The sequence below is a fragment of the Brakhagea baltica genome (assembly GCF_052161605.1).
Classification (GTDB): Bacteria; Planctomycetota; Planctomycetia; order Pirellulales; family Pirellulaceae; genus JBKCUI01.
This window is the reverse complement of the sequence record NZ_CP197409.1, coordinates 1686346-1711173: the sequence shown is the minus strand read 5'-3', so window position 1 is coordinate 1711173 and position 24828 is coordinate 1686346. Positions and strand designations below refer to the sequence as shown.

The 24828-nt window shown below is 51.5% G+C and carries 15 protein-coding genes; 10 read left to right on the top strand and 5 right to left on the bottom strand.

Annotated elements, in window-relative coordinates:
* The first annotated feature begins 19 nt into the window (after positions 1–19).
* The 4 genes from SH449x_RS06630 to coaE are packed head-to-tail and all read left to right on the top strand — an operon-like array spanning position 20 to position 5826.
* Positions 20–1201 (top strand): TFIIB-type zinc ribbon-containing protein, encoded by a 1182-nt coding sequence (locus SH449x_RS06630; protein WP_482380538.1) that lies wholly within the window; start codon positions 20–22, stop codon positions 1199–1201.
* Entirely contained in the window at positions 1201–2193 is a 993-nt protein-coding gene (locus SH449x_RS06625) for a TFIIB-type zinc ribbon-containing protein (RefSeq protein WP_482380537.1), read from the top strand. Before SH449x_RS06630 ends, SH449x_RS06625 begins: the two co-directional genes overlap by 1 nt.
* Positions 2194–2218: 25 nt before the next feature.
* Positions 2219–5128: a DNA polymerase I gene (gene polA / locus SH449x_RS06620; RefSeq protein WP_482380536.1), complete on the top strand. Its 2910-nt coding sequence runs from the start codon at positions 2219–2221 to the stop codon at positions 5126–5128.
* Positions 5113–5826, top strand: a complete 714-nt coding sequence (gene coaE / locus SH449x_RS06615; RefSeq protein WP_482380535.1) for a dephospho-CoA kinase — start codon at positions 5113–5115, stop codon at positions 5824–5826. The genes polA and coaE overlap by 16 nt, the downstream gene beginning before the upstream one ends.
* A gap of 44 nt (positions 5827–5870) precedes the next feature.
* On the opposite strand, the gene SH449x_RS06610 is transcribed toward coaE, so the two are convergent.
* On the bottom strand, positions 5871–9254 hold the full coding sequence (locus SH449x_RS06610) for a transglutaminase family protein (protein WP_482380534.1): 3384 nt from the start codon (positions 9252–9254) through the stop codon (positions 5871–5873).
* Positions 9255–9879: 625 nt separating this feature from the next.
* On the bottom strand, positions 9880–11442 hold the full coding sequence (locus tag SH449x_RS06605) for a sigma-70 family RNA polymerase sigma factor (RefSeq protein ID WP_482380533.1): 1563 nt from the start codon (positions 11440–11442) through the stop codon (positions 9880–9882).
* Positions 11443–12365: 923 nt separating this feature from the next.
* Between SH449x_RS06605 and SH449x_RS06600 the strand changes: the two genes are divergently transcribed.
* The 5 genes from SH449x_RS06600 (at position 12366) to SH449x_RS06580 (ending at position 19409) form a co-directional block, all read left to right on the top strand.
* Positions 12366–12911: a hypothetical protein gene (locus SH449x_RS06600; protein WP_482380532.1), complete on the top strand. Its 546-nt coding sequence runs from the start codon at positions 12366–12368 to the stop codon at positions 12909–12911.
* Positions 12912–13120: 209 nt separating this feature from the next.
* A complete protein-coding gene (locus SH449x_RS06595) occupies positions 13121–14290 on the top strand; it encodes a M48 family metalloprotease (protein ID WP_482380531.1) in 1170 nt (389 codons plus the stop codon).
* A 286-nt stretch (positions 14291–14576) separates the two neighbouring features.
* Positions 14577–15446, top strand: a complete 870-nt coding sequence (lepB, locus tag SH449x_RS06590) for a signal peptidase I (protein WP_482380530.1) — start codon at positions 14577–14579, stop codon at positions 15444–15446.
* Positions 15447–15630: 184 nt separating this feature from the next.
* Positions 15631–16131, top strand: coding sequence for a hypothetical protein (locus SH449x_RS06585; protein ID WP_482380529.1), 501 nt, complete (start codon positions 15631–15633; stop codon positions 16129–16131).
* Positions 16132–16319: 188 nt separating this feature from the next.
* Complete coding sequence (locus SH449x_RS06580; protein ID WP_482380528.1) at positions 16320–19409, top strand: c-type cytochrome; 3090 nt, start codon at positions 16320–16322, stop codon at positions 19407–19409.
* 480 nt (positions 19410–19889) lie between these two features.
* Here the strand turns inward: SH449x_RS06580 and SH449x_RS06575 are convergent, their stop codons facing one another.
* Both SH449x_RS06575 and SH449x_RS06570 read right to left on the bottom strand, forming a co-directional pair.
* A complete protein-coding gene (locus SH449x_RS06575) occupies positions 19890–22955 on the bottom strand; it encodes a [protein-PII] uridylyltransferase family protein (protein ID WP_482380527.1) in 3066 nt (1021 codons plus the stop codon).
* A 162-nt stretch (positions 22956–23117) separates the two neighbouring features.
* A complete protein-coding gene (locus SH449x_RS06570) occupies positions 23118–23285 on the bottom strand; it encodes a TOBE domain-containing protein (RefSeq protein ID WP_482381812.1) in 168 nt (55 codons plus the stop codon).
* 145 nt (positions 23286–23430) lie between these two features.
* On the opposite strand from SH449x_RS06570, the gene SH449x_RS06565 reads away from it, so the two are divergent.
* Complete coding sequence (locus SH449x_RS06565; RefSeq protein WP_482380526.1) at positions 23431–23676, top strand: sigma 54-interacting transcriptional regulator; 246 nt, start codon at positions 23431–23433, stop codon at positions 23674–23676.
* 746 nt (positions 23677–24422) lie between these two features.
* Here the strand turns inward: SH449x_RS06565 and SH449x_RS06560 are convergent.
* Positions 24423–24761, bottom strand: coding sequence for a hypothetical protein (locus tag SH449x_RS06560; RefSeq protein WP_482380525.1), 339 nt, complete (start codon positions 24759–24761; stop codon positions 24423–24425).
* Positions 24762–24828: the final 67 nt, after the last annotated feature.

Below are 24828 nucleotides of genomic sequence, written 5' to 3'. Positions count from 1 at the left end.
GGATGCGTAGACCGGCAAAATGCGGAATCAAACCGATGCATCTTCAGCAACATTGATCGAACCCGCGACTCTCGAGGAGTCGTCGGCAATCCGAGCTGCCCCCTTGTTGCCGTGCTCGACATGCGGGGCTCCACGTCTTTGCGAGTCTAGGTTTTGTACAGCCTGCGGCGTCCCTCATGCTTCCACGCTATCAACGGTAGCGACCAACTCGGGGTCCCTCAACACAACGCCTATCAACACAGCGGCCACCATTGGCCCCTCCACCAGCATCGCCACACTGGGCTATTTTCATTGCGACAATTGCGGTGCGGACATCGATGTCCCCTCTGATTTGAATAGCCTGCGATGCCCTTTTTGCGATTCGACCTACGTGGTTAAGCAATCGAGTCAAAGTTCAGCACGTCGTCGACCAGAGTTTGTGATTGGTTTCGCGATTACCAAGCAAAAGGCAACAGAACTTTTTTTCGAGTGGCTCGGAAAAAACAGTTGGTTTCGGCCAGGAGACTTGAAACACCGAGCCGTAACGGACAAACAACAAGGTGTCTATGTTCCCTTTTGGCACTTCACCCTAAAGTCTCACAGCAAATGGTCTGCTCGCATTGGCGAGTATTGGTATCGAACTGAGACCTATACCGTTACCGTCAACGGAAAACGAGAAACGAGAACTCGTACCGTACAAGAGACCGAATGGTGGCCACTGAATGGTATCTTTCGAAAGTACTATTCCGGTTACATGGTGTCTGCCTCCAAGGGGTTACCACAGCGAGAAGCCCTCGCTATCCAACCTTACCGTCTTGCCAGCATGATGCGTTTTCGACCTCATTTCTTGGCAGGCTGGATGCTGGAAGAGTATTCGTTGACGAGAGAAGAAGCCTTAGGAGTCGCGAAGTCGGAGTTCATAAAACGTGAAAAAGAATCGATCGCTCGATTTCTACCAGGCGACACGCATTCCAACCTCAATGTCTTTACGAATTTTGAAGAGGGAGACACTGACTTGGTCCTGCTACCTGTTCATGTCATGGCGTATCAGTACCGTGGTCAGGTCTATCGCTTTCTAGTCAACGGGCAAACAGGCAAGGTCTACGGCGAGAAACCTTGGTCGACCAAACGCATTGTCGTAGCAATTATTGCTGTTGGGCTATTGATTTTGTTTGGAATACTACTGATCGGACTCGTGTCCAACTTGCGGATAGGGAACTAATGGAAGAGTCTCGCTGCAGAGTCTGTCGCTCGTTTCTGGATCCGGAAGATCTCTTTTGCTCCAATTGCGGCACCGAGAATCTACAAGGCGTCGACACCGTCGGTGTTGGTATCGAGGAAACGTCCGCGTTGCAAACGGTCGCGAGCATTCTTAGTTTTCAATGCGAACAGTGCAGTGCATCGATGAGTTACGATGCCTCGGCTCAACAGTTGCGATGTCCGTTCTGCGGCAGCGAAAAGCTAACCTCTCGGCCAACTGCCCGAACGATCCGCCCTAAATCTGTCATTCCGTTTCGCATTCAGCATCGAGATGTAGAAGGATTGATTCGAAAGTGGTTGTCACAAGGCTTTTGGCGTCCTGGAGATGCCTCGACGGACTCGGTCATCAGCAAAGTCACGGCGGTCTTCGTTCCTTTTTGGGTATTCTATGCCCAGGCAGATGTTTCCTGGACCGCTGATACATCTGCTGTTCCCGCCGGAGCTAGAGCTAGCTGGTATCCCATCTCGGGAACGACCGAGGAACGCTTTGACAATGTTCTGGTGGGAGCTTCAGGTACGCTCACTCCCGTGGAGATTCGCGACTTATGTCCCTTTGACCTATCAAAGAGTGTTACTCCTGACGAGTTAGATCTACACAACATTGTCGTCGAAGAATTCCGAACAACACGGCGAGATGCTCGCAATTTTGCTCAAGCCATTCTGGAACAGCAAGCCAGCAGAACCGTTCAATCCACCATACGCGGAAACGTCAGGAATCTGCATGTCAATCTTTTTGCACGCAACATGAAAAGCACACCGGTACTGTTGCCCGTCTGGATTATGGTCTATCACTACAAACAGAAACCGTACCGAGTACTTGTCAATGGCCAAACCGGCGAAGTAACCGGAGTTGCTCCGTTCTCGGGCACAAAACTGGCAGTAGTCATTGCTGCTGTTCTGGCAATCATTATCCTGATCGCATTCCTGATCGTCCTTGGTTCAGCAGTCCGATAATACTCATCTCACCAAATTCATTCTCATGGCGAAAAAACGTAACTCGGCTCAACCTACCCTCTTCGAAATGGATAGCCCAGTCGATTCCGTGCAGGAGCCAAACAATCAGACGACCACTCAGACGCACTCGTCCGTTTCAGTTGAACCTGCCCGCGTTGAGTCTTCCCCCACTGAGCCTGTGAAGCCGACGAAACCGAGGTCGACTATCCCTGGTCCAGATGATCTCGTCATTCTTATTGACTCGCACTCCTTGATCTACCAGGTCTTTCACGCTCTCCCCTCAATGACGAATCCCAAAGGGCAAGAGGTAGGTGCGGTCCATGGATTCCTGAGAGATGTTGCGAGTCTCATTCAGCAATGGACCCCCGACTTCCTCGTCTGTACGTTCGATGAATCAGAAATCACGTTTCGCAACGAACTTTATGACCAGTACAAAGCTCACCGCGAGCCAATGCCGGACGCTTTGCGCGAACAGATTGGGCTCATTCACCATAGCCTAGATGTGCTTCGGATTCCGAAGATTTCCCTTGGTGGCTACGAAGCGGACGATTTGATGGCAACCTTGGCCACCGACGCGGCCGCGAGAGGCGCGAGGGTTTTGCTAGTAACCAGCGACAAAGACTGTAGGCAACTACTTTCTGAACGAATACAAATGCTCAATCTTAGAAAGAATGAACTCTTCGGGCCTGACGAACTGAAAGCGGTTTGGGGCATCCGCCCCGACCAAGTCGTGGATTTTCAATCCATGGTTGGCGATTCGGTTGACAACGTGCCGGGTGTCCCCATGATTGGCCCCAAAGCCGCACAACAACTCCTCGAGCAGTTCGATTCCCTGGACAATATCCTCGCGAATGTTGATTCGGTACCGGGTGCCAAGAAACAAGAGAACTTGCGAGTCCACCGAGATAAGGCTTTACTCAGTCGGACCTTGGTCGAGCTAAAGCGAGACTGTCCCATTTCGCTGGCATGGAGCGAAATGCAACCGCAATCCTTAGATCGCGATGCAGCGGAGAATCTGTTCCAGGACCTCGGTTTTCGACGCTTAGCAGAACAGTTCCTTAATTTAGACAAACCAGATGCCCCTACAGAACCGGTTGATAACCAATTGTCGCGAGACGGATATCGAACGGTAACATGCACCGAAGAATGGAAACGCTTAATCGCAGACATCGGCGATGCAAGGGTGATTGCGATAGACACCGAGACGACATCAACTCGTGCGCGAGATGCTGCGATTGTTGGATTAAGCCTTTCCTGGCAACCAGGCTCTGCGGCCTACATTCCTATTTTGTCTCCCTCCGGTGCACCTCAACTGGATTGGGAACAAGTTCGTCAGGAGATTAGCAATCTCGCATCGGATTCCGGAAGAACCTTCATCGGTCAGAATATCAAGTACGATTTGATCGTTCTGCGAAACCACGGTGTCGAGCTTGAGAACATCGGCTTCGACACCATGGTGGCCGACTATCTACTGGACGCGGGAGGCCGCAATCACGACCTGGACGACATCGCAAAGCGGTGGCTCGGTCACAACAACACCCCCATAACTTCCTTGATCGGTTCGGGAAAGAATCAAGGATCCATGGCCGATGTCCCGCTCGATGCCATTGGCCCCTATGCCTGCGAAGATGTCGATGTTCCGTTTAGGCTGTTTCCTATTATGCAGAAACGGCTCGCGGAAGAATCGCTAGACAAAGTGATGACCGAGCTGGAATTGCCGTTAATCAACGTGCTAACGGACATGGAACTCGAAGGGATCCGCATCTCGATCGATCGGCTAAAAGAATTGGGCACATCCTTCCAAGCTCGTACGATCGCCCTGTTCGACGAGATCATCGAGCTAGCAGGGGAGTCTTTCAATCCCGACAGCCCCAAACAGTTGTCCACTATTCTTTTTGAAAAGCTTGGTTTGCGTGTTGTGAAACGAACCAAAACCGGTCCGAGCACCGATGCCGAAGTTTTGGAGGAACTAGCCCCCGAGCATCCACTTCCCGCGAAGATCATCGAGTATCGCCAATTCACCAAGCTAAAGAATACTTATGTTGATGCATTGCCGAAGCTGGTCTCCCCTAAGACCAATCGCTTGCACACTTCCTTTCGACAGGATATTGCAGCCACAGGCCGATTGAGTAGTGTCGAACCGAATCTTCAAAATATTCCCGTTCGAACTGCGGAGGGTCGCTCGATTCGCTCGGCGTTTTTATCGCGGGCTGACGGCTGGTCGCTCGTGGCGGCTGATTATTCGCAAATTGAATTGCGAGTTTTAGCACACTGCTCACAAGACGAGATCATGAGCCACGCGTTTCGAGACGATCAAGATATCCACACCATAGTAGCGGCTCAAATTCATGGTGTCGGACTTAGCGAGGTCACGTCCGAAATGCGCCGCAGAGCCAAGGCGGTCAATTTCGGCATCATTTATGGACAAAGCCCGTTCGGATTATCCAAGAGCCTGGGGATTTCCCGTACCGATGCCAGCGATTTCATCGACGCCTACTTCGCGCAGTATCCTTCTGTTCGAAACTTTATAAGCGAAACTCTCGTCGATTGTCGAAAAAACGGCTACGTTAAAACCATGTCTGGTCGAAAACGCAGCCTCCTCGGTATTCGTGATTACCCAAGCCTGCCAGAGGCCAAACAGAAGCAATTATTAGAACCAGAGCGAATGGCCGTCAACACTGTCATTCAAGGTTCTGCGGCCGACATGATCAAAATGGCGATGATCGAAATTCGGAAACGTCTACGAGCCACGGAGTGGCCGGCTAAAATGATTTTGCAAATCCATGACGAATTGATTTTCGACTGCCCCGATGAACTGTGCGAGCCATTGGCAGATCTGGTTCGCGACGCCATGATTAATGTGATGCCGTTAAGTGTTCCGCTCAAGGTAGATGTCAAACGGGGAAAGAATTGGGCGGAATGCGAAGCGATGTAGACACAACAAACAGAATCCACAACTCTCGAAAAGTCGTAGGGATTATCGGGGGAGTGGCAAGTGGAAAATCTGTCGCGACCGAAACTCTCGCTGAGTTCGGCGGTCGTGTATTGAATGCTGACGAAATCGCCCATCAAGTTTTGACGCAACCGGAAGTGATTGATCAGCTTGTCAATCGGTTTGGTAGACAAGTCTTAGAGAATGAAGATGAGCAGGATCTCACTAGGAGAAGGCTCGATCGCAAGAGAATCGCGAGGTTGGTATTCGGGGAAACTCCCGAACATCGATCCAACAAGGATTTTCTCGAATCGGTTGTGCAAACGAGAGTACGCCAACAACTTCTTCGGGAATTGTCTGAATGGAAACAGATAACCCAGGATTCAGCCTTCCAAACTCACGATCCTAAGCAGACTTTTACTTTCTTAGTACTCGATATCCCGTTACTATTCGAACGAGGATGGGACGAGCATTGCGACTACATTCTTATGATCGACACTCCCGAGGAGAGGAGACGAGCCTTTGCGATGGCGAGAGGCTGGACCGAGTCGGATTGGCGAGCCAGAGAACGAAACCAGTTGCCCATTGCAGAAAAACGATCGAAGGCAACACATATCATTGCCAACGATGGCAGCTTGGAACAATTGAAGGTCAGTATAAAACACTGGTGCGAATCCAGTGTTTTAGCGATCAAAGGCTGATTGTATTCTCGTTACGAAATTTCTTAAAACAAAGTGCACCTTCGTTAATAGTTCCCTCTGGTGGGGTGTTCCCTTCTTAAATCCAGCGTGCACGGGAAATCAGGATTCGGCCTCGGCATTCGCGGGTGCGTGAAGCCGGGGGTATGCCCGAATTTTTGGAACCTAGCTGTACGCCGAGCTTCCGCTTCGAGTGCGTTGACCGGAAACGTTGCATAGTTTCGTCCTCCAGGGTGCCCAACGTGATAGGTGCACCCTCCCAGAGAACGTCCCGAATAGGAATCCCATAATTCGACGACGAGCGGAGTATGCACTGGAATCGTGGGATGCAAACAGGATGATGGCTGCCAAGCTCGATAGCGAACTCCGCAAACATAAGTTCCCGGGGCGCCACCGAATTGGAGTGGTAACGTGTAACCATTGCAAAGCACTCGGTGTCGTTTCTTGTCAAAGCCGCTGACTTTGACCTCAATACGCTCGATGCTGGAGTCGACGTAGCGCACGGTTCCACCACCCCCGGGCTCCTCTCCCATTACATACCAGGGTTCGATCGCGGTGCGAAGTTCGATGGATACGTTGTCGTACTCTACGCTCCCCACCGGTGGAAACCTGAACTCGAAATGAGACGCAAACCACGAGGCTTCCCAGTCCCATCCGTCTTGTTGCAAGTAGTAAACAACAGACTCAAAATCTCGCCACAAGTGATGTGGCAACATAAAGCGATCATGCAAATCCTTGCCCCAAGCAATCAGAGGCTGGTCGTACTCTTTTCGCCAGAACGAGGCGATCAGATTGCGAACCAAAAGTTGCGTTGCCAAACTCATTTGAGCGTGAGGAGGCATCTCAAAACCTCGCAATTCGACCAGCCCGAGACGCCCGGTCGAGCTATCGGGAGAATACATCTTGTCGATGCATATTTCCGCTCGGTGCGTGTTTCCCGTGAGATCGATGAGCAAGTTTCGTAGGATACGATCAACCAGCCACGGTGGGCAATCCTGTCCACGGCCTGGCAGCTGATTGAGAGCCGTCTGCAGTTCGTAAATGGAATCCTGTCTACCTTCGTCTGGCCGAGGGGCTTGGCTGGTTGGACCGATGAATCGATTGCTGAACAGATAGCTCAAAGACGGATGGTTGATCCAAAACGCAATCATGGATTTTAAAACGTGGGGAGCTCGCAAAAACGGACTGTCCCAGGGCGTCGGGCCTCCCATGACGATGTGATTGCCTCCGCCGGTCCCAGTGTGCTTGCCGTCGAGGTCAAATTTTTCCGTGGCTAATCGACACTGACGTGCTTCGTCGTAAAGAGATGTCGTATTTTCAACCAGCTCATCCCAATTCTTGGACGGATGAATGTTTACTTCGATCACTCCTGGGTCGGGAGTGACTTTGATCAGTTGGATGCGATGGTCCTTGGGTGGCAGGTAGCCTTCTACGACGACTGGCATTTCCAGATCGCATGCGGTTTTTTCAATGGCCCATACTAGATCGAGGTAATCTTCGAGAGTCTCTGTAGGAGGCATGAACACATAGATGCGCCCATCCCGTGGCTCTACACATAACGCGGTGCGAACCACGGCGTTAGGATCGATAGCCGCTTCGGTGTGCCGCTGCGCTTGCTTTTCGGACCAGCTAATGTCTTCGTCCGCATCTAATGCGACCAATGAACCCCAACCGGTTTTATTCGCCCGGACCGGTTCCTCCGGCTGAGGTCTGCTTTGTTGCAGAATGGAAACCGCCGGGGAGAGTGGTGGTCGATGCGCAAAGGGGTCTGATGGAGTGGGATATTGGCCTGGTTGCGCGACAGTATAAGGCAGGTTGTCCAAAGGCAATCTTAAGCCGATCGCCGAGTCGCCTGGAAGCAGGAAGAGCCGCTCGGGTCGGACGGGCCATGGACCACTCCGCCATCTCAACCGAGCTTGCCACCACTGACGCTCGATGGGCAACACGACTCCTACCGGCTTATTGATCCCCCGGCTAAAAACTCGCGCCATGCGAGTGCGCTCTTCGGGATCCTCGAACTTTGGGTCCCAAGGTTTCACGTTGACCGGGAGTCTTTGCTCTCGCCACAAATAGTAGTGCACGTCCTCGTACGCAGGAACGAGCCATTGCGAATCGACCCCTAGGTTTTCTGCGAGCGTTTCCGAGAAAAGCCTCGCATGCTTAAAAGTGAAGCCGTAATCTCGTTTCTCGTCAGCAATCCACTTGGCGTCCTGCCATATCGCTTCGCCATCGAGACGCCAAATACAAGTGAGAGCCCAGCGGGGAAGTGACTCACCGGGATACCATTTCCCCTCCCCATAGTGTAAAAATGCTCCCGGTGCGAAGCGATCTCGTAAACGCTTGATCAATTGCCCTGACAGAAGCCGCTTGGTGGGCCCGACAGCATCCGTAGTCCATTCGGGGCCTTCCATGTCGTCCATGGAAACAAACGTCGGTTCGCCACCGAAAGTGAGTCGCACGTCGTCTTGGACGAGTTGTTGATCGACCTTTTGCCCAAGATCATTGATCCGACGCCATTGATCATCGGTGTATGGCTTGGTCGTGCGAGGGTCTTCCTCGATTCGCTGAACCGACATATGGAAGTCGAACTCGCATTTTGCCATTTCCACCAAGCCCGTCACAGGAGCAGCACTGGATGGGTCCGGTGTGCACGCTACCGGCAGATGCCCCTCGCCACAAAGCAATCCCGATGTGGGATCCAAACCGATCCAACCTGCACCAGGCAAGTAAACCTCGGCCCAAGCGTGCAAGTCCGTGAAGTCTTGCTCGGGACCGGAAGGACCGTCCAACGATTTTTGGTCGGCTGTTAGTTGAATTAAATAGCCTGAGGCAAAGCGTGCTGCCAAGTGAAGCCGCCTCAGAATCTGCACGAGCAGCCATGCCGAATCGCGACAGGATCCGGCCCGCCGCTCGAGCGTTTCACGAGGGGATTGAACACCTGGTTCCAAACGTATTTCGTATTGGATGTCTTGCTGCAACTGCTGGTTCAGGTCGGTGATCACGTCGATTATATGGCGATCCTTCACCACTTTATCCTTGAGCCAGGCATCGACCTCATCGATGTCGTGGTTAAGCACCAGAAACGGTGCCAACTCCTTGGAAAGCCAAGGCTCATACTGAAACGGGTAGGTTTCCGAATAGGATTCGAGGAAAAAGTCAAATGGGTTGATAGCGGTCATATCCGCCACCAAATCAACGGTTATCGAGAATTCTTTTGTTTTCTCGGGGAAGACGAGCCGGGCAATGTAGTTGCCTTGAGGGTCCTGCTGCCAATTGCAGAAATGATCGGTCGGCTTGACTTTCATCGAGTAGCTCAAGACCGGCGTACGGCAGTGAGGTGCCGGTCGCAATCTCACGACTTGAGGGCCCAGTTGAATGGGGCGATCGTATGTGTACTGAGTGTGGTGCTTAAGCGCGACGCGAATTCCCATGGAGAATAAAAACAAAGGAGTAAGGAATCAAAAACCGAAGGGCTTTGGTGTTGTTAGCTGGAAGCTCAGGGGCTTTGCAGGGAGCAGGAGGAGCAATTCACCAATGCAAAGTATCCAATAGCTAGTGGTCCGCCGTCGAAGAAGGGAGAGAATTTTCGACAACTTTTAGCATCATAGCCTAAGCTCTAGTTGATTTCTTGGGGGCATTCAAAATAAAATAGGGTCAGTGCTGCGAAACGCATCGCGGCGACTGTTTCCGTGCTTTGCGGTCCGGTTCTTGGCTGTGAGACCGCGTAAGCCTGGCTGTTCTTGAAAGGAGGTGATCAGTGAATTGTTTCTGTACTGGCCATGGGGGTGAGGTGTCCTAGTGGGCCGGCGGGCTGCTAGTGACATGCAGCCTTCACTCCGCTCGGATTGGATTGTGCTCTGGGTTACCAGGAGCGCGTGATTCATTCGAGGTCAATTAGTCCTGACTCCGGGCCTCGTTCAAGCAATTGATCGGGGCCCGGTTCTTTTTTAAACCGAAAGCACAAAAAAACCTTGGTACCGGAGGGGGCACCAAGGTTTAAATTTGGGGTTTAGATTTGGCTCTGGTTGAGTGAACAACCATGAACAATGCGAAAAACTAGTCGAGGAACCCGACCAATTCTTGCGAACGACTTGGTTGCTGAAGCTTTCGGACCGCCTTGGCTTCAATCTGACGGATACGTTCTCTCGTCACTTTGAAGATGTGCCCTACTTCTTCCAGCGTATAGCTATAACCGTCACCCAAACCGTACCGCAGTTTGATGATTTCGCGTTCGCGATAGCTCAGCGTCTTTAAGACGGAGTTGATTCGCATTCGCAACATCTCTTGTGCTGCACCAATGGCAGGACTCTCTGCGGTACCATCAGGTAGCAGGTCGCCGAAATGACTGTCTTCGCTATTCCCGACAGGACGATCAAGCGAAATCGGGTATCGGCTCATGGCCAATACTCGCCGCGCTTCCTCGATTGTCGTTTCTGCACGTCTGGCGGTTTCCTCCAAGGTAGGCTCGCGACCTAGTTCTTGCAGAAGTTGACGAGACACATTTCGAACCCGCGACATGGTTTCTACCATGTGCACAGGAATCCGAATGGTTCGGCTCTGGTCTGCCACCGCACGGGTGATGGCTTGGCGAATCCACCAAGTCGCGTAGGTGCAGAACTTGAACCCTCGTCGATACTCGAACTTGTCGACCGCCCGCATCAAGCCCGCGTTCCCCTCTTGAATCAGATCCAAGAAACTGAGACCACGGTTACGATACTTCTTGGCAATCGAAACCACTAAACGCAAATTGCCTTCGCTTAACTGCTTTTTCGCTCTTTGGTACTCGGTAAAGACTTTCTTCACCGTAGCAACCCGATTTCTCAGCGAGGTAGGCGTCTCTTGAGTCGCAACGAGAATCTGACGAAACTCACGCTTTAGCTGCGCCACCTGCGAAGGAGAAACTTGATATGACTTTAGGGTCGCCAAGTCATGCAGAATCTCATCGACCCGCTGACTGAGCCTCTCTAAAACGTTGATCATTGCTTCAATTCGCTGAGTCCTCAAACCCAACTCTTCCACTAGACGCACCGTCTTGCGACGTCGTCTAGCTAGGGATTGCCATGCCTCAACACGCACGTTTTCCGGCAAGTTCTTGCTCAACGCGTTGCGATAATCGCGACGATTTCGCTTTAGCAAGACATCGAGGGTTTTGAGGTTGTGAGGCAGTCGTCCGAGAATTTGGTCTTTCTCTAGGCGATCGGTCACTGAGACTTGGACCGTGCGATCGAATGGTAGTTCGCCTGAATGAACACGTTTGAGAATCTTGAAGGCATACTGAACCACATAGTCACACTCGAGCAGTTTGGTCCGAAATCGTCGTCGTGTGACTTCGATTTTCTTCGCCAGCCGAATTTCCTCGTCGCGGGTGAGCAAAGGTATCTCGCCCATCTGCGTCAAGTACATGCGAACTGGATCGTCAGACCACGTCTCGATCTCGTCCATGCCGGAAAGCAGATCATCATCGCTTTCCAATTGGACTTGGTCCTCGGGAACAACAACCTCTGCGACCGTATCGCCTAGGTCGTCACCTTCCTCCTCAAGCGACAGTTTGCGAAGACCATCCAAGTCGTCAGCGCTGCGAGGCAAATCATCATCGAAATCCAACAGGCCGTCGAACAAGGTAATAGCTCCTGAAACCACGAAAAAATGGAGGGTCGAAGTGCTCGGTTTCTAGCACGGTCCTAGACGTTTCTCGTCATTGGGCGCTTCACTGATCCGCTTTCGCTTGGGCATGCTCCCAAAACCATGCGGACCTGAGATAGATCCAATAACGCATACGTCCCATCCCCCGCCTGAGTGAGGCAAGAGAAGTGTAGCACCTAACTTAAAACGAACATCACTCCGATTACAAATGGTAAATTTTTACGAATAACAAAAATATAAGGATGCCCGCGACGCACGCTTCGTTGCTGCTCTTCAACTCGACAAGGGAAAACAGTGCCGACGCTGACTAACACGACGTACCCAAGCACGCCTAGTCACCGCGACCCAAACCCAAACGAAATGATAACGGAACACGACCGATTTTCTTCCATGATCAATACCACTGGAACACACCCACTCCGGAGGCAAGCAGCAACTCTCTATCCGAGTTACCGGCAAACCTTCCCATCCTATGAGAATACCACAGCCACAAGGTAACCCTCGATGCTGTCGTCTCTCGCTTATACACCGTTCGACGGTCGTGTTATGATAGTGTCAACCCAATAAGTTTGCTGGGTACTTTAGTTGACTCGAACGATCCGGCGTTTAAGGCAAGGATGTTTGGAAAACACATTGACCGGCCATTTACGACCGACCATCCATGTTCCAATTTGTGGTATGTGAGTGTGAAGGATTGGATCTCGCGATCCTACCACCAGCACCGACCCTATTTTAACCACCACATAACGCGGGTCCAGCCACCGACAAAAACTTTAAGCCAATATAATTTTCGATCGGTTTCATCCTGCGAAAACAACTAGGATTGGTATCATCGGAAAAGTCCACCGCTAGCACCATCCATCCGACTCTCAACAGATCCTGACCCCATCGTTCTCACTATGAGCCAATATCTTCTTCCTTGTCCTAACTGCCAAAACAAACTAACCGTCGCTAAGAGCCAAGCGGGAATGACAGTTAGCTGCCCCTCGTGCGAGGCTAATGTCCAAGTCCCTACCGTTCGAGGCTTCTCGACACTTTCCCCTGCCGAAACTGAAGTATCTTCACGTCGGGGCAAAAACAAAGGTTCCTCTCCCGTTTTGGGGGTGCTGTCAGTGATCTTTCTCCTGGTTAGCATCCCTTGCCTAAGCTACGCAGGCTACCTGTATTCCTTTCGAGCTAGCTTTTCTGCCCCGCTCGATCTGTCTGAAGAAGATCTCGTACTGGACATACGACAGGCAATGCTAGATATGCCCCCCGCAACGGCCTGGGACACCTGGAACGAGATCTCTCAGGATGGCGTAACCGAGACACCGATCCCTCCGTACTTCGTTTTCAAACGAATGCTCGAAGCCCAAAGACCAACCATGTTGACTTGTTTTTACGTCGGTTCAGGATGTTTTGTTGCCTTTCTTGCTACGTTGTTTCTCTCCCGAAGGGCTAAATAGGGGCTGCGGCCAGGCACAAGGCTCCCCCATTTCCACGGAAAAACCCGACCGGCCCCCCGCCCTATTTTCCGTTATGCTCCCGAAAAAATTTTGTAGTTAGGGAGACTTGGTTAACCTGGAATTTCTCAGGCGGAGCGCTGGACCACTCAGGGGGGTGCGGGAATCTCAACCGGATTGTAGGCCCTAGCATCCATGTTCCTTGGAAATTTATGGGACGTCTCTTATTGCTGTCTCCGCTCCTTTCCTGGCCACTCTACTGGCTTTTCTATGCTGGATCGACACCGCCGCGGCTGCAACTCCCACTTGCGATTAGCTCGCTACCAACGGAACGCACTGATATCGAGTGCTGGACGTTGCTGCTCTTAGTTTGCTTAGCCTTCGCAGTGACAGGCTCCAATCTGTCTCGCCTATCCAAAAAACAACTTCAGCATTTATCACTAGGCTTCCTGATCATTCAGCCCTTCCTTCTAGCTTTGCTCCGATGGCCGCAACTGGTAGAAACCACCTGGGCCACGACCAACATGTGGGCTCCCACAATTGTTTGCGGCACATTGCCTAGCTTGATGGGAATTCTGTTTCTCAAGCATCATCTGGGATTTAATAGACTTCTTTGGATCCCAATCGCCATCTTTGGATTCATGGTAATTGCCATCGACTTGTTGCATGCAACGGGACTGACTGACCTCTCAATCGGAGAAAGCCAACCTACCTCACTTACCACCTTTCCCTGGGGACTTTTGCTGACCATCATCGCCTCGGCATGGCTAAGCTCGCTCCTGATTCCCTACTGGTTTCTTTGGTGCTCCCGAGCCGAACGAATTGATGACGAACGCTCGCAAGAGATGGAATCACTTTGGAAAGCGTTTCGCCATCCCTCACCCAAGGTCTATCTGTGGCCAACGGCTTGCAGATCCTCGAACGCAGTGTTATTGGGTGGATTGACTCAAAAAAAGCTACTGCTGACCGATAAACTCCTTCTTACTTTTGATACCGCTGAAATCGAATGGGTCATTCTCCACGAACTTTCCCATAGCATTCGACACCACGCTTTGGTGCGTATGCTTCCAACATTCCTTGCAGTCCCCAGCTTGCTTTACCTCCTGTCATGCACCCAAGGCGGATACTTAGTACTAGGCTGTCTTCTGCTCGGTTTGGTCTTCGCCGGGCTGATTGTCGCTACCTGCTGGTGGACGGAATGGGACGCCGACAAATATGCGATCAAACTGGGGGCGAAACACCGGAACCTGAGTTTGCTCGAAGCCAGTACTCAGTATGGCCATGTGCTGAAGAAGCTTTACGGATCCAACAAGCCACATCGCACAAGCTGGACTCACCCGAGCTTGAGGCAAAGGCTATCTGTCGTAGAAAAGATAACTTAGCACTGAGAATGGGAGGTCGGGCGTTCCCTTTACGTTAGAATTAGAGCTGTCATCCTACGATCGCTACGGTCGCCATTTCTTTAGCGTATCGATTCCTGCTCGTTCTTTATTTCGCAAAACAACATCGTTCGAAATGCTGTCGACCATAATTTTTGCTTCAGTATTTATTGGCCTGCTAGTCGGACAACTCGTACTTTGGGCACTATGTCTTCGTCTAGGATTGCGTTGGGCGAAAGCACCAAACGTTACAACACGGGGTGTTGTTTTTGCTACCGTGTGTGTAAGCATGCTGCAGATCTCTATCAATGTCCTTTTCCTGGTGATCTCATCATACTGGGCTGCCGATTCGATCCTACTCGGACTGGTTGAACTTGCTGCGGCAGTCGCCATTCCCTGTACCGTGATTTTCGCCATATTTCAAACCCGGTTCGTGCAGACAATTCAGGCATGGCTTCCAACGTTGCTAACAACCGTCTGTACACTCCTCTTGCTTCCACTTGTGCTGAAACCTTACCTTTTTGAAGCATTTGTGGTTCCAACGAACGCTATGGCACCGACGCTGTTGGGAAGACACTGCAAGGGAACTTGCCCAGAATGCGGTAAACCCAATTATTGTACAGCGTTCGACCATCGTTATGAAAAAGCCGATCAACAGCTAATGATCTGCGAAAATTTCCATGTTGCCCCATCATTGGAGGTCGACGAGACAGAGTATTCTGGCGATCGCTTTCTAGTCGCAAAGTATCTCTACCCTAGAAGATGGGATCTTGTGGTTTTTCATAATCCTGAAGAACCAGCAACGCTCTACGTGAAGCGATTGATCGGATTACCAGGCGAAAAGGTTCACATTCAAGACGGATCCGTGTGGATCGATGGCGTACGCCAAACGCCACCTGACTCCATAATGGGACTTGAGTACTTATCAGAAATTCCTGCCCCGTTTGGCCCGAAGTTGTGGGGATCCGAAGGTCGCCCCGCCTTGCTTAGCAACGATGAATACTTCGTGCTCGGAGATTTCTCCGCTCGATCACGCGATTCGCGGATGTGGCAGCGCGGTGCTCCCGGTCACAATCCCTTCGCAGTGCCGGCGTCGCATATGATCGGAATTGTAACACACACCTTCTGGCCACCTCACCGGTGGCGCATTCATCGTTAGAATTACCTTGGAGAGATTTCCAAATGACTTTTGGGAAAGGTTCAATTTGCAATTACGGTCAGCCATGAGAGTTTCTAGCAGGACACCCGACGGAGAGCCACTTCAATGCAGCATTTGCGGTCAACGCTCTTTCGTTTTAGTTTCCGATCCGCCTCGGGATTCTACGTGCCCCAACTGCGGATGCATGGCCTGGATCCCTTGGGAGGTGGACGAGCAAACCTTGGAAATCCTGTCTGATACGAATTCTATAGCGACGGTGGTCAACAGGCTTTGCCGAAGTAGCACCACCGCAGCGGTCGCCGCCAGTCTTAACATCGGTTTGCGCGAGTTGCTCCGTCCTGATGCTGTCGTCATTTGGGCTATGGATGGTCGTTGGGCTAACGAAACACGATTGACTCCTCTAGTTCAACACAGAGATATAGTCCAACACAGAGACCTGCACGATGGATTATTTGCACGAGAGATCGTGACCTTGAAACGCCCCGTGACCAAACGAGGAAGTAGCAACGATTCGTTTCGATTCCAATTGGGTTTGCCCTGGTTCGTAGCCTCAAAAAACAAAACGCTCGGAGCGATTGAACTATCTTACGACCGGGATGTCACAGAGGATTCCGAGAAGATCATTGCACGTGTTGCCGAAAGCCTCGTAGTCGTTGCCGCAAGTCGAATCATGGCTTGGGAATGAACTAGTGAATACAGTCAACGTTCCGATCACAAGATTCGAGCGACTAGCCAACTACTTTTTCCATTTTTTTGCGTTGCCAACCTTAAGTTGCGTATCTGGGGGGCGACCGTCGAGTTAAAATTGAGATTCCTACCAACGCTCCCTACCTAGTTTTCTCTTGTTTTGCCAAGATGCCCATCGGAGTCTATATGTATCTCGTTCGGATCATTTCTTTAGCGATCGTTACCGTTTGCACCTTTAGCCTCATTCCTCCCCAGTGCTTCGCACAGTCTCCCAAGCTTTCCAAAGAGCTAAAACTCCGAGGCAACCCAGCTTGGATCTGGTCTAGCAACAACCCGGATCAACCTTCGTTTCTGAGGCGTTCCGTGGATCTGAACGGCAAAGTCAAACAAGCCATAGTTATCGGAGGTGCCGACAACCAACTGGAGTTCTTCATCAACGATACCAAGGTGCTGTCGAACGACGAGTGGTCTCAACCCAACTTGGTGGACATCACCAAGCATGCCAAAGAGGGACGCAATCAGCTGGCCATGATCGCTCGCAATCAAGGAGGTCCGGCGGGGGCTTTGATACTCGTGCTGTTTCTTATGGAGGACGGTTCATTAGTGGAAGTCGTGTCGGATAGTTCCTGGAAAGCGTCCGCAAAAGAGGTAGCGGGCTGGCAGGAACTTGGCTTTGACGACTCAGCATGGGGCAATGCGATCGAGTTCGGGAAACTGGGAGCGAGTGGATTACCGTGGTCAGGAAGCGTCAACCGCGATTCTCTTTTAATGCTTCTGGAGGGGGGCGAAGAAGGGGAGTTCATGCCCGAGATCGCCACTCATGCCCAGGTGCCAGAGGGCTTCCAGATCGAACGAGTGTTCCGAGTCCCTCGTTCGATGGGTTCTTGGGTTTCCCTGGCGACCGATGATCGCGGCAGGCTGATCGCAAGCGATCAAGGAGGAGCAGGTTTGTATCTGATTACTCCAGGGACTGCGAGCGAAGCAACCCGTGTGCAGAAGCTACCTGTATCTTTAAGCGGAGCTCAAGGTCTACTATGGGCTTTTGACTCGCTCTATGTCGTTGTAAACGGTGGGGACAAATCAGGACTTCATCGAGTTCGTGATACTGACGGCGATGGACTGGTTGACACCGCAGAGTTTTGCATGAAGCTAGACGGTGGTGGCGAGCACGGTCCGCACGCAGTCATTTTAGGGCCTGATAAAAAATCGTTGATCGTCGCGGCTGGTAACCATACAAAATTGCCGAACAAAATCGCGGGGAGCAAAATCCCGACGAATTGGAACGAAGATCATTTGTTACCTCGCCGATGGGATGCCAACGGGCATGCGGCTGGTATCTTGGCACCAGGAGGTTGGATCTGCGAGGTGGATCCATCCGGAAAGAACTGGACGGTCGTTAGCATGGGCTACCGCAATCAGTACGATATCGCACTTAATGCAGATGGTGAGCTGTTCACATACGATGCAGACATGGAATGGGACTTTGGGTCGCCATGGTATCGCCCAACACGAGTCTGTCATGCAACTAGTGGCAGCGAGTTTGGCTGGAGAAGCGGCACGGGCAAGTGGCCCGCATACTACGAAGACTCTCTGCCTGCGGCCGTAGATATCGGGCCAGGTTCTCCGACTGGCATCGTCTTTGGCGAGGGAGCCAAGTTTCCCGCCCGTTACCAAAACGCTTTGTTCATTCTGGACTGGACCTACAGCACCATTTACTCGGTGGCCTTAAAGCCGAATGGTTCGACCTACACGGGAGAAAAGACTGATTTCGTGACCGGTTCACCATTACCCGTCACCGATGCGATTGTGGGCAATGACGGTGCACTGTACTTTGCGACAGGTGGACGCGGCACCCAGTCCGATTTGTATCGTGTGACCTATGTGGGGCAGGAGAGCACCGAGCCTGCTTTCCGAGCCAGCGAGGCAGGAGCAGAAAGTCGAAGGGTCCGGCGTCAACTTGAGTCAATGCACGGGGGTGCTACGGGTGATGTCAATTTAGCTATCCAGCACTTGGGGAATTCCGACCGGTTCATTCGCTATGCAGCCAGGGTCGCGCTCGAAAGTCAGCCTGTCGAAGCGTGGCGTGACAAAGTGCATTCACTCAAAGATCCGACCGCGAGTTCAGTAGCCATGCTCGCCCTAGCAAGGCAAGGAGAATCGAGCGACCTGCCACGCATTGTAGAATCACTAATGCAACACGATTGGCCACAACTCGACGTTGAACAAAGATTGACTTGGTTAAGAGCCATGCAAGTAGCTTTTTGCAGGCTTAGCACTCCAAACGACAATCAGCGTGGAGAATTGCTCGCAGTTTTAGATGCGGTTTATCCCACGCATGTTTATGAGCTTGATGCGGAGCTTGTTCAGCTCCTGGTTTATTTGAAGTCCGATTCGGTCGTTCAAAAAACGCTAGACATGATGGACAAGCTTGGGCCGGAGCCTATTCCTGACTGGGGCTATTTGGTCGCCAGGAATGCCGGATATGGCGGGACGGTCGGTGAGATGCTTGCAAACATGCCTCCTGTACGCGGTATTCACTTTGCGTTCACGTTGAGAAATGTCCAACAAGGCTGGACGATGGATCAAAGGCGGAGGTACTTCCAGTTTTTCATTGATGCATCAAAAAAGCCGGGTGGCAATAGCTATGGGAAGTTCTTGACCCAGTTTCGCGACGACGCGCTGGCCACCTGTTCGCCAGAGGAGACAATTGTATTGGATTCGTTAACCGGTCAATCCTTATTGTCGGCACCTTTCACCTCAACACCGCCTCAAGGTCCCGGGAGAACTTGGACCGTCGCGGAAGCTCTAGCAGCAATCGAAACGTCAACGAACAAACCGGATTTCGAATCCGGCAGGAATCTTTACCACGCTACCAGCTGTTCCAAATGTCATCGCATTGCTGGACAAGGAGGAGCGGTTGGGCCAGATTTGTCGACCGCCAGCAAGAAGTTCTCGGTCAGGGATATGCTGGAATCAATCATCGAACCTAGCAAAGCGATTTCGGATCAATACGGTTCTCAACAGATTCTAACTGCCGATGGCCAAAGCTTTGTAGGTCGGGCTGTTGAGATTGGCAACGAAATCTATATCTATACGATCGATGCCGATGCTAAGCCGATCGTTCTGGCCAAAGACGAGATTGAGGAAATGAAAGAATCTAAGGTGTCACAAATGCCCGTCGGGTTGCTTGATCAACTCAACGAGCAGGAGGTACGCGATTTGATGGCCTATCTCATGACAGCTGGAGACTCAAAGTCTCGAGTGTACAAGAAATAGGGCTAAATCCCGGGCACAAAACCTGTTCCCACGCCCAGTCACGTCGGCCAGGTCGTGCACTGCTCAGCGTCAATACGCTAGCACGACCTGCCCAATAAGTGGGCAACTAGAACGTCCTTTAGATTCGAAGTGAGGCCACCTCGGCAAAGGACATCCCGGAATCTCGACTTTCTAGCCAAATTTCGGCAAAGAAGCGAAGAAATGCACTGACGCCTGCGCTTTGGCACATCTCTTGCATAATCAATAACATAGTGTTATTGCCTGTTTCTCAGGCGGACACCCTCTACCCAACAAGTCCAACGCGGGAGAGTCAGATGCTAGTCTTTTGACTCTCCCGCTGGATTTTGTTTCGAAACGGCCCTGAATAAGACTTCTAGATATTTGCGTCGGCTAGCCGATCGCGAAAGTGCCCTAGGCCTGGTCGCAGTAGCCGCCTTATTGCACAGGCCGGGGCATCTTTAAACTCGGTACATGCCATGCTTATGGATGGTACTCCATCTCAGAAAATACCCGCTCGAAAATTGTACGAATGGATGCTCGATGCTGATCACATATCGCGGCGACGCTATCCGGGGCCTGCAAGCGGATGACATAGGCTAACCGCTCTAGCTCCTGCTTTCCGGTAGGCAGATCATGTCGGGCGGTCGTGTTCATGAGCCTCAATCCGGATTCCACTCGTCGCAAAAACAAGTATCCTTCCCGAAGTGCGTGGTAGTCCGTCGAGTCGATATGCCCGTGTTCAGAAAGATTTTCTAACCCTTCAATCGTCCCCTCCGCGATATGCTCAGGTCGGTCGTGGAAGTTTGTGAGTAAAAGCACTTTCGTTAGTAACTCTACCTCGATGGTCCCTCCTTGACCTCGCTTGATATTGTTCGGTGATACACCTTGTTCCAGCCCGAGACGATGCTGCAAAACCTTCAGGGAATCCCCCCTCGTCCAATGACGCATTCCCAAAATCAAACTTTTTGCATCATTAACACGACTCAGAAAGCCAGGAGTTCCACCAATGCATCGCGCTGAGCAAAACTCGACTTTCTTAATTGCAGATATTTCGCCTGTACTAAATAGGTTTTCGAAGTCGTGCCGTCTCCATGCAGCCGTGCTGCCAACGTCCTCGCCAACAATCCACGGCTTGGCTTCATAAAGACGTCCGTAACGGCCCAATCGATTGATCGATTGAGTTATCCGATAGACGAGCTGATGAAAAAAATCGCAATGATCTAAAGTTTGACTCTTGCTTGCTCCTTGTGTAGTTGTCACCCCTTCTTCTTCATAGATGCACAACAACGACATATCGCTATGGTAGTTAGGCTCGCGGCTGCCATACTTTCCTACCGTGAGAATAGCAAACGGACAATCTTGCCCGCTACGTGTCGTGGGCACACCAAACTTTTCCACCAAAGCTCTATAGCAGCTTTCGATCACACGTCTCACACATACGTCCGCAATGTCCGTTAGAGCGTTGTGGGTAGCGGAAACATTTTCCTTACCCAGTATGTCGCGCACTCCCACATTCAGATGCATCGCGTTCTTGAAGGAGGTAAGAACGGGCTCTAGATCTGCCGCCCCCCGGCACAAATCGGTGAGCATGGAGTGGAGTTGGCTTTCGCTCGGAAGCCGGTTCAGCATTAACGAATCGAGCAGCTCGTCAATCATCCCAGGGTTCTTAGTTAAAATCGACACCAGATAGGCGCTCGCTCCGCAAATCCGAATGTAAAGATCCATGCTGGGCTCGTGAAAACTAAACAGCTCCCAAAGTACTCCCTTGCCTCCCAAGGAACGAGTCGTTTCAACCAGGTTTTCGAGCGTCAGGTCCGGATTAGGGGTCTGGCTTATCTTGCTCAGTAAACTTGGGGCAATCTTCGCAAGGTAGTGTCGGCATCGCTTGGTAGAAAGCATCCGAATCTCTTCTTGCGCTAGCTCCTGTAAGTTTTGAATAGCATCTTGCAAACGGACGAAACCATAGGACTTAAGAACGCGATTCGCCCAGTCACGGTCGGGGGCGGGGTCTAGAATTAGGTCGGTTTCGACGGCTACCTCTGGGGGGACCAGGAACGCTTCAGGCTGTTTTCGATTCCAGATATCGCGGGCGGCCTCCATTTTCTCACGACAATTATTCAGTTGTTCTTCAAAAGAATCGGCGACGGGAATCCGAATTGGATCTTGCCCGGTCATTTCTAAGGATCGGGCCTGCAACTGCAGGCTAGCGGTCGCGATGGCATGAAGAGCATTCCTTAAAACATCTCGTTCTGAGTCTTGAATGTGGCGAGCATTTGCCAAAGCATCAATGGCGGACCTAGTATTTCCCAAGGAAAGCGACTCGTCATTTCCGCCATAAAGTATCTGCAAATACTGTACGAAGATCGATAGTTCCTCACGCCACGCTCCAAGGAGTTTGGATTCGGGCTCCTGGGAAATAGCTCCAATTCGTTGCGAGGCAGACCGATCGATCCTTCGAAACAAAGCGTACAAACCGACGATATCTGCACCGGACAAGTTACGGCGGAATACAAAGCTTGGGACTTGCTTGTTCCACTCTTCGTAGAACGCTTCACTACCGGCCAAAAGCCTGCGTCGTAAAAGAGCTAATCTGTGTTGCGTGCGACCTTGATTCTCGATCTGCTGAAACCACTGACGGTTGGTCTCCACTAAAGTCTCGCTCAACAACGAAACTGCGTTTGATACGGCAGGCTCATTCCCCGACCCCAGAAAACGGCTCACGCGGTAATCGAATCCATCGGCATTCGTTAACCAATACATGGTTCGCTCTGCGATTCGCGAGCGATCTGTATTGCCCCCATTGGCTCTCCCAACACCCGTTGGCTCTTCTTCCGTGAGAAATTGGATCTGGAGGGGTGATTCCAAGTCCAACTCGCATCCGCCGTAATGCCCACCTGCCAGCGCAATCAACCCCGACTCTATTTGTTGACGACGCTCAGGGGCTACTCGGGTCTCGGAAAATGCTAACTCCCAGCTTGCATAAAATGCGGCGTCTGCAATCTCGGATAATTGTCCCATAACATCATTCCAGCCCACCCCATGAAGAAAAAAACCACACAACACTCTGAGTGTCTCTCGCCTACGAAACGATCTCATCGAAGCCAACCGCACCGATTCGTCATCCACCGACAAGACCTCGGTCGCAATGACATCCCTGAGCCGCTCCGCACTAACGAGCTGTCCAGCTGACAGTCTTAACCAATCAAAACAGTCCTCATCAGAAATCAACCAGGAAGAAGCGGGTGTAGGCAATGACAAGATTCGTAGCAGAACTGGCAGGGCTTCATTATCACGCTGCAGGAATCCGATGAAAACCCCAGGGCTACGCGTTGCCAAAAGAAAGGCAACCAACGGCACCACCCCTCGCTCCAATTCGGGAAACTCTTGAAGCAGTGGCGTTAGCTGCGCCAGCAGCGTTCGATCTGGATCCCACAAGGTAGACAAAACCAACCATCGGTTTAATTCATTAACTGACTCGGTTCCCAACTTGAGTCCATCGGTTTCGATCCATTGCCGGAGTTCCTCTCCAGTTCTGCCATTTTCCAACGTGATGAGCTCCCACTACCGAAATTTGAAGTAAACCTCCCCTCTGCTCACGTATCATAACCGGATTTCTAAACATTTCGTACAACACTCCATCGGAATTTCACGCCATTCTGCCTGCGTAGTAAAGCCAGCCCCATCGTATCCGAATCCAATTAGATGCAATCAAATGACGAAGTCGGGCACTAAGACCCTCGCATTCTTGGGGTACACAAAAACAGGATCGCCTGGAAACAATCCCAGCTCACGATATTGGTCTTGTGGCAGCTTGACTTGTATTTCGTCCCCTACATCGGCTTGCAAAAAAAAACCTTGCAAACGCACCAGCAGGATTGAGCCGCGTAACGCGAGCTAACAAACCAGGCTGATCGCCCTGGTGACGACGTGTTGGTCTTTCCTCTCAAATGTCCTGACACCACCGAAACGGCACTGAATTCGCCCATCGCTCTCGTGTTGCAAAGAATGACACCATAAAAAAGTGCCCGCGATTCACCAACGATCAGCAAGAGCGGAGCGTCCCTATTCTCGCGTCAACTGCGGCGAGATCCCTTCAGAGCTTATCGACTCTCAGTTGTTTGGGCATGAGAAGGGGAGCTTTACCGGTGCCTCAGATCAGCGGCGAGGATGGTTTGATCGCGCCAACGGAGGAACGCTCTTTCTGGACGAGGTAGGTGAGTTGCCCTTGGCAGCACAAATTCGATTGCTGCGAGCGTTATGGCTCTAGAATGCCTCCTGCTTGCCGGGTGGGTTTTTACGTTCCTCGCTACATCACCGATCAGCCCCCGACCTCTCCCTCTTTGCTCGGCGGCGAAGCCGCCGAGCAAAGAGGGAGGGAATGCAGGTGTGCCATCGTTTTAGAGAGAAACATGAATCTCCACTGGACAAGCCTGTGGTATCAAAAGTCGGTCGCTTGCACTCCCTGTTCTCTGACAGTTTGAATTCGTTTCTACTTTCGCTTCTGCATGTTCGAGCGAATCCATTCTGCCATTTGATCAGCATCAGTTAACCCCTCAGCGAGTTTCGAGGACTAGCAAGTGTGGATTCCAACCCGCTTCGATCCCACAAACCGTCTTGCCCTCCATGTTCTGCTAATTGTGCAGTATGGACGGCAAGTACAACATCTAGCCGAATCCACTCCGGTTCGATCACTTCGAGAGTGCCCTAAGTGCGTCACGATTTTCTAGCATTACCATGTTGGCAATTTCCATTTGCTTTTGGAATTCAGGATCGTAGGCAGTTAATCGAATACCATCGACTGTTTCTTGGACGAAGAGTTGATCGCCCCTAGAAACCCGCAAACGTGCAATCATTTCCTTTGGAAGAACGATACACTCAGGTGCGGTGGGTGAAACTCGAAACGAATACTTAACGAGGGGGGGCGCAGCATTTTAGAGGGTAAACCTAAAAACTTCGTGATAGTGACTGCCGAAACAAGCTGTAAATCAAGTCTGAAAATCAACGAATTAGGGTCTATCCCTGCCCAACCGGAGGGGAGCGTTGGGATGGAGGTGCAATTTGATGCAACAACTTCGCGATCTCATCGCTGTGTGTGAGCGGTAGGGTATGGCCTCCTCCGCGAATTACCACGTTGGCATGTGTGTACCGTATCGGTAATGTCGCGTCACGATCGCCGTGAATTTGAATCAAAGGGACTTCATCAGCATATTGCGAGGGGCGCCAGTTCAACAGTGCGACCGTTGCCCAACGATGCCATTCGCCCGATTTGCCCGCCAGTTTCTTTAAACGCCATATCGCCGGTGAGCGAAGTGGTCGGGGCCAAGAGTTTGCAACCGCTCCGGCAGCTTTCATGATTAAGTTTGCTGGACGCGGTTTACAACCAAGCAACAGATTCTTTCCATTGCCGCTCCTAATACGG

Excerpts from the sequence above, each read along its gene's own strand:
- polA (WP_482380536.1), top strand. The coding sequence starts at position 2,219 with ATGGCGAAAAAACGTAACTCGGCTCAACCTACCCTCTTCGAAATGGAT.
- SH449x_RS06600 (WP_482380532.1), top strand. The coding sequence starts at position 12,366 with ATGAGCCAATATCTTCTTCCTTGTCCTAACTGCCAAAACAAACTAACC.
- SH449x_RS06585 (WP_482380529.1), top strand. The coding sequence starts at position 15,631 with ATGGCCTGGATCCCTTGGGAGGTGGACGAGCAAACCTTGGAAATCCTG.
- SH449x_RS06630 (WP_482380538.1), top strand. The coding sequence starts at position 20 with ATGCGGAATCAAACCGATGCATCTTCAGCAACATTGATCGAACCCGCG.
- SH449x_RS06580 (WP_482380528.1), top strand. The coding sequence starts at position 16,320 with ATGTATCTCGTTCGGATCATTTCTTTAGCGATCGTTACCGTTTGCACC.
- SH449x_RS06595 (WP_482380531.1), top strand. The coding sequence starts at position 13,121 with ATGGGACGTCTCTTATTGCTGTCTCCGCTCCTTTCCTGGCCACTCTAC.
- SH449x_RS06625 (WP_482380537.1), top strand. The coding sequence starts at position 1,201 with ATGGAAGAGTCTCGCTGCAGAGTCTGTCGCTCGTTTCTGGATCCGGAA.
- lepB (WP_482380530.1), top strand. The coding sequence starts at position 14,577 with ATGCTGCAGATCTCTATCAATGTCCTTTTCCTGGTGATCTCATCATAC.
- SH449x_RS06560 (WP_482380525.1), bottom strand. The coding sequence starts at position 24,761 with ATGAAAGCTGCCGGAGCGGTTGCAAACTCTTGGCCCCGACCACTTCGC.
- coaE (WP_482380535.1), top strand. The coding sequence starts at position 5,113 with ATGCGAAGCGATGTAGACACAACAAACAGAATCCACAACTCTCGAAAA.
- SH449x_RS06610 (WP_482380534.1), bottom strand. The coding sequence starts at position 9,254 with ATGGGAATTCGCGTCGCGCTTAAGCACCACACTCAGTACACATACGAT.